The sequence below is a fragment of the Synechococcus sp. A15-44 genome (assembly GCF_014280115.1).
Classification (GTDB): Bacteria; Cyanobacteriota; Cyanobacteriia; order PCC-6307; family Cyanobiaceae; genus Parasynechococcus.
Genome location: NZ_CP047938.1, coordinates 852,077 through 868,534 on the forward strand (window position 1 = coordinate 852,077; position 16,458 = coordinate 868,534).

Annotated in this window: 18 protein-coding genes; 10 read left to right on the plus strand and 8 right to left on the minus strand. The window is 65.0% G+C overall.

The window, feature by feature from the left end; all coding sequences use genetic code 11:
* Positions 1-29: 29 nt before the first annotated feature.
* The 4 genes from SynA1544_RS04680 to SynA1544_RS04695 form a co-directional block, all read right to left on the minus strand.
* Positions 30-974 (minus strand): DUF1517 domain-containing protein, encoded by a 945-nt coding sequence (locus SynA1544_RS04680; RefSeq protein WP_186514997.1) that lies wholly within the window; start codon positions 972-974, stop codon positions 30-32.
* Between the two features lie 18 nt (positions 975-992).
* A complete protein-coding gene (gene thiS, locus SynA1544_RS04685) occupies positions 993-1,211 on the minus strand; it encodes a sulfur carrier protein ThiS (RefSeq protein WP_186514998.1) in 219 nt (72 codons plus the stop codon).
* Positions 1,212-1,214: 3 nt separating this feature from the next.
* Entirely contained in the window at positions 1,215-2,273 is a 1,059-nt protein-coding gene (locus SynA1544_RS04690; RefSeq protein ID WP_186514999.1) for a thiamine phosphate synthase, read from the minus strand.
* A gap of 134 nt (positions 2,274-2,407) precedes the next feature.
* Positions 2,408-3,349 (minus strand): bifunctional riboflavin kinase/FAD synthetase, encoded by a 942-nt coding sequence (locus SynA1544_RS04695; RefSeq protein ID WP_186515460.1) that lies wholly within the window; start codon positions 3,347-3,349, stop codon positions 2,408-2,410.
* 54 nt (positions 3,350-3,403) lie between these two features.
* Here SynA1544_RS04695 and SynA1544_RS04700 point away from each other — a divergent pair, with 54 nt between their 5' ends.
* On the plus strand, positions 3,404-3,964 hold the full coding sequence (locus SynA1544_RS04700; protein ID WP_006849623.1) for a DUF3611 family protein: 561 nt from the start codon (positions 3,404-3,406) through the stop codon (positions 3,962-3,964).
* Here SynA1544_RS04700 and surE read toward each other — a convergent pair.
* Positions 3,949-4,758: a 5'/3'-nucleotidase SurE gene (surE, locus tag SynA1544_RS04705; protein WP_186515000.1), complete on the minus strand. Its 810-nt coding sequence runs from the start codon at positions 4,756-4,758 to the stop codon at positions 3,949-3,951. The two genes, SynA1544_RS04700 and surE, sit on opposite strands and share 16 nt — an antisense overlap.
* A gap of 71 nt (positions 4,759-4,829) precedes the next feature.
* On the opposite strand from surE, the gene pheS reads away from it, so the two are divergent.
* From pheS to SynA1544_RS04725, 4 genes are all read left to right on the plus strand, one after another.
* A complete protein-coding gene (gene pheS, locus SynA1544_RS04710; protein ID WP_186495688.1) occupies positions 4,830-5,837 on the plus strand; it encodes a phenylalanine--tRNA ligase subunit alpha in 1,008 nt (335 codons plus the stop codon).
* Between the two features lie 88 nt (positions 5,838-5,925).
* Positions 5,926-6,834 carry an NAD(+) kinase gene (locus tag SynA1544_RS04715; RefSeq protein ID WP_186515001.1) on the plus strand — a complete coding sequence of 303 codons (909 nt, stop codon included), beginning with the start codon at positions 5,926-5,928 and terminating at the stop codon, positions 6,832-6,834.
* Positions 6,831-7,508, plus strand: a complete 678-nt coding sequence (locus SynA1544_RS04720) for a winged helix-turn-helix domain-containing protein (protein ID WP_186515002.1) — start codon at positions 6,831-6,833, stop codon at positions 7,506-7,508. The genes SynA1544_RS04715 and SynA1544_RS04720 overlap by 4 nt, the downstream gene beginning before the upstream one ends.
* 6 nt (positions 7,509-7,514) lie before the next feature.
* Positions 7,515-7,958, plus strand: a complete 444-nt coding sequence (locus SynA1544_RS04725) for a DUF192 domain-containing protein (RefSeq protein WP_186515003.1) — start codon at positions 7,515-7,517, stop codon at positions 7,956-7,958.
* Here SynA1544_RS04725 and cbiE read toward each other — a convergent pair.
* Positions 7,942-9,225, minus strand: a complete 1,284-nt coding sequence (cbiE, locus tag SynA1544_RS04730; protein WP_186515004.1) for a precorrin-6y C5,15-methyltransferase (decarboxylating) subunit CbiE — start codon at positions 9,223-9,225, stop codon at positions 7,942-7,944. The genes SynA1544_RS04725 and cbiE overlap by 17 nt on opposite strands.
* A gap of 32 nt (positions 9,226-9,257) precedes the next feature.
* Between cbiE and SynA1544_RS04735 the strand changes: the two genes are divergently transcribed.
* The 3 genes from SynA1544_RS04735 to SynA1544_RS04745 all read left to right on the plus strand — a co-directional run bounded on the left by SynA1544_RS04735 (position 9,258) and on the right by SynA1544_RS04745 (position 13,156).
* Positions 9,258-10,331 (plus strand): sulfotransferase, encoded by a 1,074-nt coding sequence (locus tag SynA1544_RS04735; protein WP_186515005.1) that lies wholly within the window; start codon positions 9,258-9,260, stop codon positions 10,329-10,331.
* Positions 10,328-10,570 (plus strand): hypothetical protein, encoded by a 243-nt coding sequence (locus tag SynA1544_RS04740; RefSeq protein ID WP_114988399.1) that lies wholly within the window; start codon positions 10,328-10,330, stop codon positions 10,568-10,570. Before SynA1544_RS04735 ends, SynA1544_RS04740 begins: the two co-directional genes overlap by 4 nt.
* A gap of 87 nt (positions 10,571-10,657) precedes the next feature.
* The gene (locus SynA1544_RS04745; protein ID WP_186515006.1) at positions 10,658-13,156 is read left to right on the plus strand and encodes a GH116 family glycosyl hydrolase; all 2,499 of its coding nucleotides are present in this window, start codon (positions 10,658-10,660) and stop codon (positions 13,154-13,156) included.
* On the opposite strand, the gene SynA1544_RS04750 is transcribed toward SynA1544_RS04745, so the two are convergent.
* Positions 13,075-14,055 carry a helix-turn-helix transcriptional regulator gene (locus tag SynA1544_RS04750; RefSeq protein ID WP_186515007.1) on the minus strand — a complete coding sequence of 327 codons (981 nt, stop codon included), beginning with the start codon at positions 14,053-14,055 and terminating at the stop codon, positions 13,075-13,077. The genes SynA1544_RS04745 and SynA1544_RS04750 overlap by 82 nt on opposite strands.
* A 71-nt stretch (positions 14,056-14,126) precedes the next feature.
* On the opposite strand from SynA1544_RS04750, the gene SynA1544_RS04755 reads away from it, so the two are divergent.
* Positions 14,127-14,615 carry a DUF3122 domain-containing protein gene (locus SynA1544_RS04755; RefSeq protein WP_186515008.1) on the plus strand — a complete coding sequence of 163 codons (489 nt, stop codon included), beginning with the start codon at positions 14,127-14,129 and terminating at the stop codon, positions 14,613-14,615.
* Positions 14,615-15,679 carry a bifunctional diaminohydroxyphosphoribosylaminopyrimidine deaminase/5-amino-6-(5-phosphoribosylamino)uracil reductase RibD gene (gene ribD, locus SynA1544_RS04760; protein WP_186515461.1) on the plus strand — a complete coding sequence of 355 codons (1,065 nt, stop codon included), beginning with the start codon at positions 14,615-14,617 and terminating at the stop codon, positions 15,677-15,679. The genes SynA1544_RS04755 and ribD overlap by 1 nt, the downstream gene beginning before the upstream one ends.
* A 2-nt stretch (positions 15,680-15,681) precedes the next feature.
* On the opposite strand, the gene SynA1544_RS04765 is transcribed toward ribD, so the two are convergent.
* Positions 15,682-16,395 (minus strand): potassium channel family protein, encoded by a 714-nt coding sequence (locus SynA1544_RS04765; RefSeq protein ID WP_255477724.1) that lies wholly within the window; start codon positions 16,393-16,395, stop codon positions 15,682-15,684.
* Positions 16,396-16,458: the final 63 nt, after the last annotated feature.

Consider the following 16,458-nt stretch of genomic DNA (forward strand, 5'->3'; position numbering starts at 1 on the left):
GTAGATGAGCCACGAATGGCTCTGGCATCTCAGAGGTGTTGGAGGTTGGGGTAAGCCGTCACCAGGTCGTTGGCGCTCAGCACATCTCCGCGACCTTCCGGTTGCCAGATCACTTCGAGGGCCATGAGTTCACTGGAGGCTGTGGAACCAAGAATGCGCAGGGTCTGGCGCAGATCTTCTCCGGTGTCGGCTCCTGCGAGCTTGGCCGATGCCGTGGAGGCCACCAGCAAGGTCACAACGATAAATTCATTGGTGGCATCAGCGTCTCCAGTGCTGTTGCTCGTGTCCGTGGTCCGCTGTCCGCCGACGTTGCTGGTGAGCTCAGCGTCCAGCTTGCTGCGCTCGTTCATCGAGAGGCGATTGAACGTCGATTCAGCCGAACTGAAGGGAACACTGCCGCTCTCGGCATTGGCGTAAACCCAGAGGTCCGGTTGGCGCAGCAGGGCCAAGGTTGTCTCCTGCAGCAGTCTTTGCAGACCAGCGGAACTGCTGGTGTCCGAAGAGGCGGCCAAGGAGCGCAGATCGTCCTGCAGGGATTTGGCGCTGGCCAGCAGGCCCACCTGCACCTGAATCATGTTCACGTTGCGCGGCATGGCCGGCGCTGCAGCAGCACCACCGATCGAGGGGGCATTGCCAACGCCACGAAGGGCGTTCACCAGCACGCCTGCGACCGCCATCAGGATCAGCAGACCAAACAGCCCGCCCCCACCGAAGCCGAAGATGGGGATGAGGAAGGGGAAGCCCATCCCGCCGCCGCGGTAGCCACCGCCGTAGCTGCCACCCCGGTAACTCCCACCGGATCGCGGCATCGAAGGAGCGCGGAAACTGCCCCCTCCCATGCGCCCACCGCGGGCGGCATCAGCCGGCTGTGCCTGGAACAGGCAGAGCCCCACAATCACCAGCGGCAACAGGAGCGATGCGAGCAGTCGTCGGGATCGAGTCAACAGTCGGGGAGTGGCCACAGCAGCGCCCACAGCATTGATCCGGCGACTCTAGGAACCACCACCAACAATGGTGACGATCTCAAGGGTGTCGTCATCCTTCACCACGATGCTGTCCCAGCGGCTGCGGGGTGCGATCACACCGTTGTGCTCGGCCACCACCAGCTGGGGGTTGTTGGCCAGCAAGGCAACAACCGCCGCCAGGCTGGCGGGATCCGGTGCTGGATCCAGTACGCGGGTTTCACCGTTGACCATCAGGTTGAGAGGCATGGCTCAGAACGTGGCGTGGTCCAGCTGCTGGAGCAGGTGCCGAGTGGCCAGACCGCTGTCATCTGCGTGCATGATCGCGCCGATCACGGCCGCGCGCTGGCCACCTGCCGTGAGCAGGGCCGGCAGGTTGGCCGAGGTGATTCCACCGATGGCGAAGACGGGGCGTTGGCTGATCGCAGTGGCCTGCGCCAGGAGCTCCACACCAACAGGCTTCCGCTCGGGTTTGACGGCCGTGCAATGGATCGGGCCAAATCCGAGATAGTCGATTGGCTCCTGCTGAGCCTGATGAACCTGATCGATGCTGTGGGTGCTGCGGCCCAGCAGACGATCAACGCCCAACAGATCGCGGGCCACCTCGCTGGGCATGTCGTCCTGGCCCAGGTGCACCCCATCCGCATCCACCGCCAGGGCCAGGTCCACACGGTCATTGATGAACAACAGCGCCCCGAAGCGGTTGCAGAGCTGCCTGAGCTGCTGAGCTTCCCGCAGGCGTTCGCGGTCGTTCCCCGCTTTGCAGCGGTACTGCACCATCCCCACGCCGTTCCGCAGGGCGGCCTCCACCCGATCGCTCAGGTCATCGCAGGGGGTTGTGATCAGGCAAAGGCGAGCGTCCTTGAGTTTGTTGCGTCGCCGTGCTCCCAGGGTGGCGTTGAGGCAGGTCACCTCCAGGTCGTAAAGCCCGTAGCGGATCGCTGCGGCTTCAGCGGCCAGCGCAGGATCGATGGAGCGGCCGTACTCCTCCAGCACCCGCAACGCCTCCTGCACCCGGGCGCAGTTGGCCGCCACCACGTGGTCGGGGCTGTGGCGATCGAGTTGGGCCGGATGCTCCAGTCCGGCGCCGGTGTCGGTGCTGGTGGAGCGGGCCTGCTTGTAGCTGTCGTGATGGAGTCGACCCAGGCGTTGACGCCAGTCCTTGAGGCGCACCACCAGATCCTGTTGCTCCAGCCCGAAGCGGCACCAGTCCTCAACCACCCTCAGGCCTTCCCGGGCACGGTCGAGGTTGGCGTCGATCAGGCGTGCCACCCGTGGATCCAGGGATGCCTCGCTTGGGGTTGGATTCATGGCACCCTGTGGGCAACGGTTTCGGCGTCGGTCATGGAGAACGGTGGTTCTGAGAGCACCATGCACGTTCTGGTCTGGGGAATCGTCCTTCTCGGTGGCATCGGCGTGTTCATCGTCTGGGGGCTGGTGAATGCCTATCCGACCGTGGCCTGAGAGCCGGTCTGAAGAATCTCGCGGGCCTGGCCTGCGTCGCGGCCGATCTGGCTGCTGAGCTCCTCGAGGCCGCTGAATTTGGTCTGGCCGCGCAAGCGCTGCACCGGCTCCACGCCCAGCTGCCGGCCTTCCAGTTCCAGGCTCTGATCCAGAAGGTGCACCTCCACGGCGGAGGGAGATGTGGGATCGATCGTGGGTTGGGGCCCGAGGTTCATCACGGCTGGCAGCCGATCGCCATCCCCATCCAGTTGGGCCCAGGCGGCGTAGACGCCAAGCCCTGGCAAGGCCTTACGGCCATCCACCTGGAGATTGGCGGTGGGCCAGCCCAGTTCACGGCCCAGGCCTCGGCCCCGCACCACCCGTCCCTGAAAGCGGTAGGCCCGGCCCAGCAAGGCTTTGGCGGTCGCTAGATCCCCTTGATCGAGAGCCGCGCGGATGCGGCTGCTGCTCATCCGACCCCCTTGGTCTTCAACGATCGGCACCACCTTCACCTCAACGCCGTTGCGAGCCGCCAGCCGTTCCAGCATCTCGGCGTCACCGCGCCGCTGATGACCGAAGCGGAAGTTGGTGCCCACGGCAATGCGCCTGGCTTGAAGTGTGTTCAGCAGCACGCTGCTGACGAAGTCTTCGGCACTCAGCTGAGCGAGCTCGCGGGTGAAGGGCACCAGCACGAGCTGCTGGATCCCCAGGGGTTCGAGCAGAGCGAGTTTTTCGCTGGGTAGATCTAGCCTCAGGCGTGCCTCCCCGAACAGCACCTCACGGGGATGGGGCCAGAAGCTCACCACCGAGGTAACGGCCTCCTTCGGGCTGTCCTGAATGGCCTCGGCGATCACGCGGCGGTGGCCGGCATGCAGGCCATCGAAGCTTCCCAGCGCCAGGGCAGTGGGCCGACGGGCCTCCTCTGGAGAACAGAGCGGGATCAAGGAGGTGCAGAAGGTGCGCTTTGGTGGCAAGTTTGAACGACAGAGCACCAGGGCATGCCAGACCGCCTCGATTTCCAGAAGTTGTCGTTCGGCGTGCGTCGGATGGGATGGATCCGGTTCTGGATCCAGGTGGTCCTCGGCATCGTTGTGGTGGGCGTTCTGCTGTTCAACAACATCGGCGGCAGCCTGGCTCGAAATTCCGAACGTGCTGTGGGCCTGGGGCCTGGCTTGTCGCTCACGTCCCTGGCCTTTCTCGTGCTGCTGTTCAGCCTCTGGCAGGGTTGGCTGATCGTGCGGACCGGTCGGGCGATCGATAGTGCGGCCCGTCCCAGTCGGGGCGAGGTGGCGCGGCTGATCAAACGGGGGCTGTTGGCGGATCTCCTGGGCCTCACCTTCGCCACCATCGGCTATCAGGCCCTCGCCGGCAGCCTGTTCGTGCAGGCCTCGATGCAGACTCCCGGCATTGCCATCGGCGGCCGTGGCATGGCCGACAACCTGGCGATCACCTCCCTGGAAATGCTGTCTGTGCTCAGCAACACCCAGGTGCTGTTCGCCCACCTGATCGGGGTGTTGTTCTCCCTCTGGTTGCTGCAGCGGGTTTATCGCACCAGTTGATCCTTGAGCTTGAGCTGCGGCAGTCCGCTGAGGGGGCCCCGCCAGAACAGGTCGGGCTGGATCGGTGTGAGTGAGGGGGAATTGGCGTGGATCTGGGCCACATCACTGGGCCAATCCCTTGGGCCTTCTCCGGCTGATTCCAGATCCTGCACGGCTTCTCCGGCCAGCCAGTAGTAGGCGCGGCCACGGGGGTCTTCCCGACGGCTGAATTGCTCGTCGTAGCGCCGGATCGAGAGACGGGTCCAGCGCAGTGCTCCCATCTCCTCCCGGGCACAGGGGGGGATGTTGAGGTTGAGCAGCAGGTTGTCGGGCCACTGGTCGACGATGGCCTGTTCACTCACCTCCAGGGCAAGATCGGCGGCCGCCTGGAACTGACGCCACTGGAAGCAGGCGCTGCTCACCGCCAGGGAACGAATGCCCTCAAGGGTGCCTTCCATCGCCGCGGCAACGGTGCCGGAGCAAAACACATCTGTTCCCAGGTTGGGGCCGTGATTGATGCCGGAGAGCACCAGGTCTGGCTTCTCCTTCACCAGTTCGAACAGGGCCAGCTTCATGCAGTCGGCGGGGGTGCCACTGCAGGCCCAGGCGGTGACCCCTGGGGCGAACAGTTCATCGGCCCGCTCGGCGCGGATGGGGGTCTGCAGGGTGAGGCCATGGCCTGTGGCCGACCGTTCCTGATCCGGGCAGACCACCGTCACCTGATGGCCGCGGGCTGCCGCTGCGGCGGCCAGGGTTCGGATGCCGTCGGCGAAGACCCCATCGTCATTGCTGATCAGGATCCGCAGCGGGGCCATGGGGTCATTTGCACTCAGGTAAACCTAAGCGGCACGGCTGCTTACAGTCGGCAGCTGTCTGTTCCATCCCTGTGAGCGCACCGGTCACCCTGCAGCAGCTCACCGATCAACTCGATGCCCTCGAGCAGCAGGCCGCGGCGGAGATCGCCGAGGCGGCCGATGCCGCTGCGCTGGAGCAACTGCGGGTTGGGCTGCTGGGCAAGAAGGGCCGCATCTCTGGCGTGCTGGGGGCCATGGGCAAGTTGCCCGGTCAGGAGCGTCCCCTTGTGGGTCAGCGCGCCAACGTGCTGAAAACGCAGGTGCAGTCGCTGTTGGGAGAGCGGCTGCAGGCCGTGAAGCAGGCGGCCATGGCGGAGCGCATCGCCAGGGAAAGCCTCGATGTCACCGCCCCGGCTTCCGGGGTGCCGATGGGGCATCGCCATCCCCTGATCACCACCACTGAAGAGATCGTCGATCTGTTCCTGGGCCTCGGCTACAGCGTGGCCGAGGGGCCTGAGGTGGAACGGGACCACTACAACTTCACTGCGCTGAACATCCCCGAGGACCATCCGGCCCGGGACATGCAGGACACCTTCTATTTGGGTGGTGACCTGCTGATGCGGACCCACACCTCCCCGGTGCAGATCCGTCACCTCGAAGAGAACCCGCCTCCGGTGCGGATCGTGGCTCCCGGTCGGGTCTATCGCCGTGATGCCGTTGATGCCACCCACTCGCCGGTGTTCCACCAGGTGGAGGTGCTGGCCATTGATGAAGGCCTCGATTTCAGCCACCTGCGCGGCACGGTGATGGCCTTCCTCAAGGCCTTCTTCGGTGATCTGCCGGTGCGCTTCCGGGCCAGTTATTTCCCCTTCACCGAGCCCTCCGCCGAGGTGGATGTTCAGTGGCGCGGCCGCTGGCTTGAGGTGATGGGCTGCGGCATGGTGGATCCTGCCGTGTTGGAAGGGCTGGGCCTCGATCCCGAGCGCTACAGCGGTTTCGCCGCGGGCCTTGGGGTGGAGCGCTTCTGCATGGTGCGCCATGGCATTGACGACATCCGGCGGCTGTACACCAGCGATCTGCGCTTCCTCGAGCAGTTCTGATCAGGAACCTTCGTTACTTCGTTACTGAGCGTCGTTCAGTTCTCGCGCGTCCCATAGGGTGAGGTTGCCCTCTACCCGTCGTGGATCAGTGCCCCGGATCGGACTGATCGTCAATGACGGCAAGCCGCTGGCGGTGCAGACGGCGGACGCGATTCAGCAGCGCCTGGAGGCAGCCGGCCATGCCGTGGAGCGGGCCAGCAGTGCCGGGGGCATGGTGGGCTTTGCCAACCCTGATCAGCACCTGCGGCTGCGGGGGTACAGCGCCTGTGTGCCCAAGGGCTTTGATCAATCGATGGTGTTGGCCATCGTGCTGGGGGGTGATGGCACGGTGCTCTCCGCCGCGCGGCAGACCGCCCCTGTGGGGATTCCGATTCTCACGATCAACACCGGCCATCTGGGGTTCCTGGCCGAGGCCTATCTCGATGATCTGGACCGGGCCCTCGATGTTGTGCTCACCCAGCAATGGACGATCGAGGAACGCAGCAACCTCGTGGTGAGTGTGATGCGAGGCGATCAGCGCCGCTGGGAGGCGCTGTCCCTCAACGAAATGGCCCTGCACCGTGAGCCGCTCACGAGCATGTGTCACTTCGAGATCGCCATCGGCCGCCACGCCCCGGTGGATATTGCCGCCGATGGTGTGATCCTCTCCACGCCGACGGGATCCACGGCCTACGCCCTCAGCTCCGGTGGGCCGGTGATCACGCCGGATTGTCCGGTGCTGCAACTCACCCCGATCGCGCCCCATTCCCTGGCCTCCCGCGCCCTGGTGTTCAGCGACCGTGAACCCGTCACGATTTTTCCAGCCACGCCGGAGCGGCTGATGATGGTGGTGGACGGCAGTGCCGGTTGCTATGTCTGGCCCGAGGATCGGGTGCTGATCCGCCGCAGCGATCACCCGGTGCGCTTTGTGCGCCTCGCCGACCATGAGTTCTTCCAGGTGCTGCGCAACAAATTGGGTTGGGGCCTGCCCCACATCGCCAAGCCCGAGCGGGAATGAACGCTGGTCCCCTGTTGCTGTTGGCAGGCCCTTCGGCGGTGTCGCTGGCGCCCCGTCTGGCTGCATCGGGCTACGCCACCCTCGACTGGCTCAGTGCCGGGCCCTCGGCCCATGCCCCTGAACCGGGTGAATCTCCAGTGGCCGCTGTGCTGGCGGCCGATCAGGCCGAATTGATTCAAGACCTGCGCAGCCGTTTCGGGGCCACGCCGATCCTGTTGGATCTGGAACGCGACAGCGTTGAGGCTCGCGCCGCCTGCCTGGGAAGCGGTGCCGATGATTTCTGGCTCTCGGAGATCGGGCCCAGCGATCTGTTGTTGCGTCTGCGCCTGCACCGCACGATTCAACAGCGCTCGGGGCAGCGACCGGCGCTGCTTGAGCTGGACGATCTCAGTGTCGATCCCACCAACCGAACGGTGCGGCGGGGAGACCGTGTGGTGGCGTTGACGGCCCGGGAATTCATGCTGTTGCAGGTGCTCTTGCGGCGGCGCGGCCAGGTGTTGAGCCGCGAGCTGCTGCTTCAGGAGGTGTGGCAGGGGGAGCGTTCCAGCAGCAATGTTGTGGAGGTGTACGTGCGCTATCTCCGCCAGAAGCTGGAGGCTGGTGGTGAGCGTCGTTTGCTGCACACCGTGCGCGGCCGGGGCTATTGCCTCGGGCAGGTGTTGCCGGAGGCTTGAGCGGCCATGGATGCTCTGCCCCCTGAGTCACCGCCGCAGTGGCTGTCAATTGGGGCCCGCTGGTGCGTGGCCCAGCAGCGTTGCATTGATCTCGAGGTGGCCCGCAGTCCGGAACAGCAGCGGCTGGGGTTGATGCAGAGGCCGGCTCTGCCGCCCTTGCGCGGGATGTGGTTCCCCTTCTCCACCCCGCAGCCGGTGAGCTTTTGGATGTTCAACACCCTTGCGCCACTGGACATGATCTTTGTGCGCGATGGGCGGGTGCTTGATCTGGTGCCTGCCGTTCCCACCTGCTCTGCCCTGCCCTGTCGCTCCTACGCCGCCGATGCCGACGGCAATGGACGGGCTGATTTTGTTGATGCGGTGATTGAGATCGGTGCCGGTGAGGCGCAGCGGCTTGGGATTGGCATCGGCGATCCGGTTCGGATCACCCCGCTCAAGTCTTCCCCTTGAAGCCGGCTTGAGCCGGCTTCGTTCCCGTCACGATCAAGATGGGGTTCATCGGAGCCAGGCGGGTGCCATCCCCCAGCGGTTGTCCCCGCCAGGCCTGCAGTTGCTGCACGCGCACGGCCAATCCAGCGTTCTCGAGCAGTGGCCGAACGCTGGCCAAGGCCTCGATGCTCGCCAGGGGAATCACCACAACACCTCCAGGCCGCAACCGGGCGAGCACGTCCTGCAGCAAGCGCTCCCGTTGGGCGCCCCCGCCCCCGAGCAGAACCCGGTCAGGCTGGCTGAGCTGGCTCGGGAGCTCGCCGTTCAGCACCGTGGTGGCGTCAGCCTCCAGTACCGCCGCAGGGCTGACGCTGAGCCGTTGTGCATTGCGTTGGATCAGTTTCGCGCCACCGGCGCGGCGTTCCACCGCCAGCAGTTGCAGCCCTGGGCGCAGGCGCAGAGCTTCCAGGCCGACACTGCCGGTACCGGCCCCCAGATCCCAGAGCACGCCCAGCTGAGGCAGGGCGAGCTCCGCCAACAGTTGGATGCGCACCTCCCGCTTGGTCATCAGCCCGGGGTGATCGCTGTGCTGCAGGTAGAGCCCGTCGTCGAGTCCGAACAACGGCAGGTCATGCGGCTCCGGTACTGCTGGTTCCCTGGCGATCAGCAGCGCAATCAGCAGGGGATGCAGGTCCGCCGGCAACGCGCTGCCGGGGGTGATCAGCTGCACCCGCTCGTCGGGATGTCCGAGGTTTTCACAGAGCCACAGGTCCGTGCTCGCTTCCAGGCCACTGCTGCGCAACATCCGCTGCACAGTGCTGGCGCCCCCTTGACTCGGATCCGTGAGCACCGCCAGAGCTGGTGGTCGTTTCTGCAAGGCGCTGGCCAGGATGTCCGGGTCCCGTCCGTGCAGGCTCACCCAGTCGGCGTCCTGCCAGGGGCGACCGATGCGAGCGAAGGCCAGCTGCAGCGATGTGGGGGCCGGATGAAACCGCAGCCGCTCTGCCCCGATGCGGTCGCAAAGGATGCGCCCCAGGCCGAACCAGAGCGGATCGCCGCTGGCCAGCACCACTACAGGCTTTTCCGCAGGCCGTGATTGCAGGCTGTCCACCAGAGCCCGCGGGTCATCGCTGCTGATCAGCTCCGGCAATGCCTCCCCCAGCCAGTCCTTGAGAGCAGCCTGCAACCGCCGCGGCGCTGCAATCACGGCGGCAGCCCGCAGCAGCGACTGCTGTGGAGCGGGCAAGGAGGCAGGCGCCCCGGCGTCGGTGCCGATCACGTCGATCATCCCGTCATTCTGGTGTCAGGGTTTGTGGGGCCATGGCATGGGCTGACCTGCTGTCGAATCGCTTGGTGGCTGGCGGCTTCGTGCGTCCTGCGGTGCTGCTTCGTGGCTTGCAGCTGCGCCGCCCGGCCCTCTCCTGCTGGAGGGTGAGCCTGGCCATGAGCCTCAGTGGACTGGTGGTGGAGCCCATGGCTTGGCTGCAGTCCTGTCTGTTCGCCCGTCGGTTGCACAAGGCTGAACTTCCCGATGATCCGATCGTGGTGATTGGCCACTGGCGCAGTGGCACCACCTATCTGCATCAATTGCTCGCCTCTGACCCCACGCTGGCGACGGCGCGCAATTCGCTCACCATGGCGCCGCAGGTGGCGTTGTTGCTCAAACCCCTGATTCGGTTAGCACTCAAGGCGTGGATGACGCGGCAGCGGCCGATCGATGCGGTGCCTTGGGGGCCGAATGATCCCCAGGAGGATGAGGTCGGTCTGGCCCGACTCACCATGGACACCAACATGGCGGGGATGGCCTTCCCTCGGTCCTATTCCTGGTTTTTCCGCCGCAATGTTCTTGGCTTGTCCCGCGCCTTTGAGCGGCAGTGGCTGCATTTCACCAAGCTCACCTGGCTCCACGACGGTCAGGGGAAGACGGGGTTGTTGATCAAGAACAGCGCTCATTCCGCCCGGGTGGAACTGGTGTTGCGCCACTTTCCCAGGGCGCGCTTTGTGCTGCTGTGCCGTGATCGACAGGATTCGATCCGCTCGCTGGTTCAGGTGAAGCAGCGGTTGGGTGCCTTGGTTGGGCTCCAGCCCGTGCCCGATGCCGTGACCCAGGTGGAGGAAACGGTGGCGGCCCATGGCCAGCTGCTCAAGGCCTTTGAGGCGTCTCGCCATCGGATTCCTGCGGGGCAGTTGGTTGAATTGCCTTATGAGGACTTGATCCGCCAACCCTTCGCTGCGCTGAAACGGATCTATGACGAACTCGGGCTCAGCAGCTGGTCAGTGGCGCAGGCCTCGCTGCAGGCTCGGATTGCCCTGGCCCGCAGCTACACCGCTGATCCGGTGACGTTGCCCCTGGCGGCGGAACAGCGCCTGAACGACCTGATGGAGGAGGCATGACCCCAGCCCACGATCGTCGCCAACGCTTGCACGAGCTTGTGATTGCCTTGATTGCTCAGCAGGACGATCTGCCCCTGCTCGATCCCGATCAGCCCGACCTGGAGGGGACGGCCCCTGGCCGTTGGCTGGATCAGAACCGCCGCAGCCTGCATCGCTATCAAGCCTTGGTCCGCACGGCGGTCACCTTGGATGCCCTGCTGGATGCCGAAGACAATCCCTCACCACTGTCTGCAGGTTGATGTCTGCGGGCTGATGTCTGCAGGCTGATCGCAACGGCTGGCTGATCGCGTCAAACCTGGCAATCTGGGGCGACTCTCGGCCCCTGCATGGCTTCGTTCGGTTGGTCCGCTCTGAACTCCCTGCTGGGTCGCGGCAAGCAAGCCAAGGGCTGGCAGCCACCGGAGGCCTCCTGGAGCCGACCCTTTGGCCTGGGCTGGGACAAGCCATACACGGTTCGCTATGCCAGCAACCTCGACGACGGCCCCAACCACGGCATGCCGCTGGGGGGCTTCGGAGCCGGTTGTTTTGGGCGGGCGCCCGACGGCAACATCAACCTTTGGCACCTCGATGGCGGCGAGCACTGGTTTGGGGTGCTGCCCGATTGCCAGTTCGCTCTGTTTGAAGGGAATGGCCGCGGCAAGCGTGCCCACGCCCTGGCGGTTCAGCCGGATCGGGATGCCTCGCGGCCGGAGGCTGGCCAGCCGCTAAAGGCCTGGGAGTGGTACCCGGCCAGCACGCCGGATCGCAGCACCGGCACCTATTCCGCCCGTTATCCCCTCAGCTGGACCAGCTATGAGGGCGTTTATGACGCCGAGGTGCGTTGTGAGGCCTTCAGCCCGATCCTGCCGGGTGATTACCAGCGCACCAGCTACCCGGTGGCGGTGTTCGTCTGGACGCTGCGCAATCCCACGGATCAGCCTCTTGATTTGTCGTTGCTGCTGAGTTGGCGCAACACCACCGGCTGGTTCACCAACACCGATGCCTCGGCGGAGGTTCACTTCCGCGATGACGGCAGCCCCGAGCACAACTACGCCCCGGCCATCGGCAGCACCACCGGCCAGCGCAACCGTTGCATTGACGATGGCTCCCTCAAGGGAGTGGTGCTGGAGGGCAACGTCTCCAACCCCGTTGCCGAAGGTGAGGGCCAGTGGTGCATTGCCACAGCCGAGCCGCCCGGTGTGACGATCCAGCGCTGCAGTCGCTGGAATCCCAGCGGTGATGGGCGTGAGCTGTGGGACAGCTTCAGTGCAGATGGCTCCATCCCTGAAAGCAACAACGACCGACGCAGTGGATCCGACGATCCCCTCAGTGCTGCGCTGGCGGTGCAGTGTCAGCTGGCCCCCGGGCAGAGCATTGAGATTCCGCTGGTGATCAGCTGGGATCTGCCTGTGACGGCTTTTGCCACCGGTAGCCAGGCGCTGCGCCGCTACACCGATTTCTTCGCTGCGGATGCCAACCAGGCGGTTGCCATTGCCGCTGAAGCGCTGCGTGACTGGCGCAGTTGGCGACAGCAGATCGAGGCCTGGCAGCAGCCGGTGCTGCAACGCCAGGACCTGCCGGAACCGCTGCGGATGGCTCTGTTCAATGAGCTCTACGACCTCTGCAGTGGCGGCAGTCTCTGGAGTGCGGCATCACCGGAGGATCCCTACGGTCGTTTCGGCATTCTCGAGTGCCTCGACTACGCCTGGTACGAAAGTCTTGACGTTCGTCTCTACGGATCCCTGGCCCTGCTGCAGCTCTGGCCGGAACTCGACAAGGCCGTGCTGCGCAGCTTTGCCCGGGCGATTCCGGCCGCAGATGCCACCCAGCGCCCGATCGGTTGGTACTTCACCCAGGGCAAGGGCCGGGTGGAGGCTGACCGCAAGGTAAGAGGAGCCACCCCCCACGACCTGGGGGCTCCCAACGAGATCCCCTGGGATGCGACCAACTACACCGCTTATCAGGACTGCAACCTCTGGAAGGACCTCGGCAGTGATTTTGTGCTGCAGGTGTGGCGCACGTTCAAGCTCGCCCCCAGTGGTGAAGACATCCGCTTCCTCGCCGATTGCTGGCCGGCGGCCGTGGAGGCGCTGCGCTACCTGAAGACGTTCGACGTGAACAACGACGGCCTGCCCGACAACGGCGGAGCTCCGGATCAGACCTTCGACGACTGGCCCCTCAAAGGGGTGAGTGCCTACTGCGGTGCCCTCTGGATTGCAGCTCTCGAGGCTGCTCTGGCCATTGCCCAGACCCTTCAGCTCAGCACTGGGCTGAACACCTCCGCTGAGCAAAGGGAATTCAGTGGTTGGCTGGAGCAATCCCGAGGCAATTTCGACAAGCTGCTCTGGAACGGCGAGTACTACGACATTGATGCCGAGAGCGGCACGCCGGTGGTGATGGCCGATCAACTCTGCGGCGATTTCTATGCACGGCTTTTGGGTCTGCCGCCGGTGGTGAGTGATGCCAACAGCCGCAGCACGTTGAAGGCCGTGAAGGAGGCCTGCTTCGAGGCTTTTGATGGCGGTTCCCTCGGTGTGGCCAACGGCCTGCGCCGCGATGGCACGCCCTTGGATCCCAATGGCACCCACCCGCTCGAGGTGTGGACGGGGATCAACTTCGGCATCGCCAGTTATTACCGCTTGATGGGAGACAAGCAGACGGCACAAGCGATCTGCTCAGCGGTTGTCGAGCAGGTGTATTCCGGTGGTTTGCAGTTCCGCACCCCTGAGGCGATCACTGCGGTGAACACCTACAGGGCCTGCCACTACCTCAGGGCCATGGCCATCTGGGGGGTCTGGGCCACGGAGACCGATTGGACGCTCATCCCCGGAGCGGATGCCCGTTGAAGCGTGGCGCTGGGGGATTCACCGAACTGGTTGCGGTAATCCCTGGCGAAGTGGTTGCGGCTCTGGAAGCCGTAATGGCAGGCAATCTCATGCACGGTGTTGCCGCCGATGGTCTGCTGCACCTCCGGGGAGCTGAGGGCGTGATGCACCTGGCTGAGCCGGATCTGTTTCAGCAGCGCCATGGGGCCAGTGCCGAAGCTCTGGCGGCAGTGGTGAACGATGGAAGAACGTGAGGCGAAGATTGTGGCGCTTAAGTCGTTGAGCGTGATCGCTTGGCCGGTGTTCTTGAACCCCCAAGCCACCAGATCTTTCATCAGTCCCGCCCTTACACCGAGTTCACCACTGGTTGTTCCCTGCAGCTGATGGGGTGACAACGCCTCCAGCGCCGCCACTTCCACCAGATCGTCCTGATCCCCTCCCATCAGCTGGGTCTGGATCAAGGCGCTGATCTCGTCAAACCGCTGGGGGTGGAGGTTGGCGGAGTTGGCTCGTTGGATCACCTCGAGCGTTTGGTGATCACCGGTGGCGGTAGCGAGCTGTTCAAAACGTGTTTCACAGACGAGGGCAACCTGGATGTGGGCCCCTGCCGGAAGCTGAAAAAAAGCTTCGCTCAGGCTGGTTTGAAAACCGTGCAGGGAGCCGGGTTGTGTTGCCTTGCCGCGAACCACCGGATGTTGATCGTTGGTGTTCAAGCCGAGGGGCATCACCCCAGGGCGTCGGTTGCCCTGAAGCAGCAGGTCTTGATTGGTCTGGATGGACAACACCGGCAGCTGCCCTGAACCACCCAGCCGAAAGACTCCATTGAGAGCGCCCTGGCTTAATTGGGCCACATCCATCTCGAACCCGACCGCCTGCAGGCTCGTGCTGAGGCTCGGAGCAGAGTGGAATGCAATCTCCATGGGTTGATTCTTGGCGTGAATCGCCTTCTGCGCAGGTTTGTTGTGAGAATTCACTCACTCACCTCCTCCCCATGCGCCGTTTGCTCTGCTGTTTGTTGGCCGCTCTGGGGCTGCTGCTGCTCACGCCGGGTCTGGCCTGGGCCCAGGTTCATCAGCATGAGAACGAGGCCGGTGTTGCCATGGTCCGATCTCTGGAGAGCCTCAGGGACCTCGATTACGACAGCTGGCAGGCGGTGGCCTACCGCGAGGGCCCTCCGGGCCAGCCTGTGGTGCTGCGCGTGGTGGGCTATCCCGGGAAACTGCGGCTCGATCATCCGGTGAGCCTCCAGGTGTTGGCGGGTCGGCGCGAATGGCAGCTGGACGACATCACCCTGGCCAATCCGGTGCTGGCCACCGATGGCCGTGACGCAGCGGCTGAATTTGCCCTCGATCCTCTGCTGGACGATCTCAGCAACAACCGACCGCTGCGTTTGGCGTTGCCGGGTGTCTTCACCGAGTTGCCGATCCCTCCCTACGTTGTTGGTGAATGGCGGTCCCTGCAGGAGCTGCCCCTCAGCTGATGTGGGAGCTCTGGATGCGGCGGGCCCTGGCCCTGGCCGCCCTTGCTGAGGGCCACACCAGCCCCAACCCTCTCGTGGGGGCCCTGGTTCTTGATCGCGAAGGGCGCCTTGTTGGCGAAGGCTTTCATGCGCGCGCTGGAGATGCCCATGCTGAGGTGGGTGCGTTGCGGCAGGCCGGGGACGCGGCCCGGGGCGGAACCCTCGTGGTCACCCTTGAACCCTGCTGCCACCACGGCCGCACGCCCCCCTGCAGTGAGGCGGTGCTGCGCGCGGGCATTGGCCGCGTTGTGATCGCCCTGGAGGATCCCGATCCCCGGGTGGATGGGGGCGGCATCCTGCAGCTGAGGCAGGCGGGGCTGGAGGTGATCAGTGGTGTGCTGCGCGAGGAGGCTCGCCAGCAGAACCGGGCCTTTCTGCACCGCGTTCGCACCGGCCGCCCGTTCGGGGTTCTGAAATGGGCCATGAGCCTGGATGGCCGCACTGCTTTGCCCAATGGCGCCAGCCAATGGATCAGCGGTCCACCCGCCCGCGACTGGGTGCATCAGCTGCGCAGCGGCATGGATGCCGTGGTGGTTGGGGGCGGCACGGTGCGCGGCGATGATCCGCTGCTCACCAGCAGGGGCCGGCGTTCACCGGAACCGCTGCGGGTGGTGCTGAGCCGCAGTTTGGATCTGCCGGATCAGGCCCAGCTCTGGGACACCGCGGTGGCACCGACCCTCGTGGCCCATGGCCCCGATGCCGACCTCCGGCGTTTGCCATCCGGGCCTGAGGCACATCGGCTTTCGGCCTGTGAACCGCAGCAGCTGATGGAGGCCCTGGCGGAACGGGGGTGCAACCAGGTGCTTTGGGAGTGCGGCCCTGAGCTGGCGGCCGCGGCGATCCGGCAGGGCTGCGTGCAGGAGATTGCAGCGGTGGTGGCTCCGAAGTTGATGGGGGGCATGGCGGCCCGCACTCCCCTTGGAGATCTGAACTTCAGCGCCATGGATCAGGTGCTGCAGGGGCAGTGGCATCAGAGCGAGCCCATGGGCAACGACTGGTTGCTGCGTTGGCGCAGCGGCAGCTGAGCTCAGCGCTCCCGGCTTTGCCGATCGAGGCTGCTGGCGAAGCGGCCGATCAGCACCCCCATCACGGCAGCGAGGTAGAGCGGTCCGGCAACGCTGGTGGCCACACTCACCATCCGTGACAGGGGGAGCATCGGGCTGATGTCCCCGAAGCCGACGGTGGTGAGGCAGACGAAGGCGTAGTAGTTGATTGCCGAAAAAAGGCGGGCGCTGGCCAGAACGCTCGAATCGCCGACGTTGGCCATCTCCAGGGGTTGAAAGCTGCCCGGCTGGATGGTTTCCAGAGCACTCATCACCAGGCCGGCGGCGAGTCCGATGTGCAGGTACCCCGCAGTGGCACCCATCAGCAGCGCCTCGGTGACGCGCTTGGTGCTGGCGAAGCGAGTTACCAGGCGGATCACGCTCCAGCCCACCAGCACGCTCCAGCTCAGGGCCAGCGGCATGCCGCTGTAAATCAGCTCCAGGGGCGTGAGCAGCCAGAGCCACATGGTCACCACGGCCATCAGCCCCAGACCCCGATACAGCACATCACTCCAGTTCGGAGCGTTGCTGCTCCCCACCATCACCTGGGTGAGCAGCAAGGCAATCAGGCTATAGCCGATGTAGGTCGCCCACACCAGGCGGGGAAAGGCGAAGCCCACGGTGGCAATCACAGTGCAAAGCAACAGCAGCTTCAGCTGGGTGTCATCACGCCGCAGGAGCCGCTGAACCAGTCCCACCAGCACTTTGACCACTGTCGCTGCCCCCAGGTTCGGCAGTGAGCTGCGGCTGTCAAGCCTTGC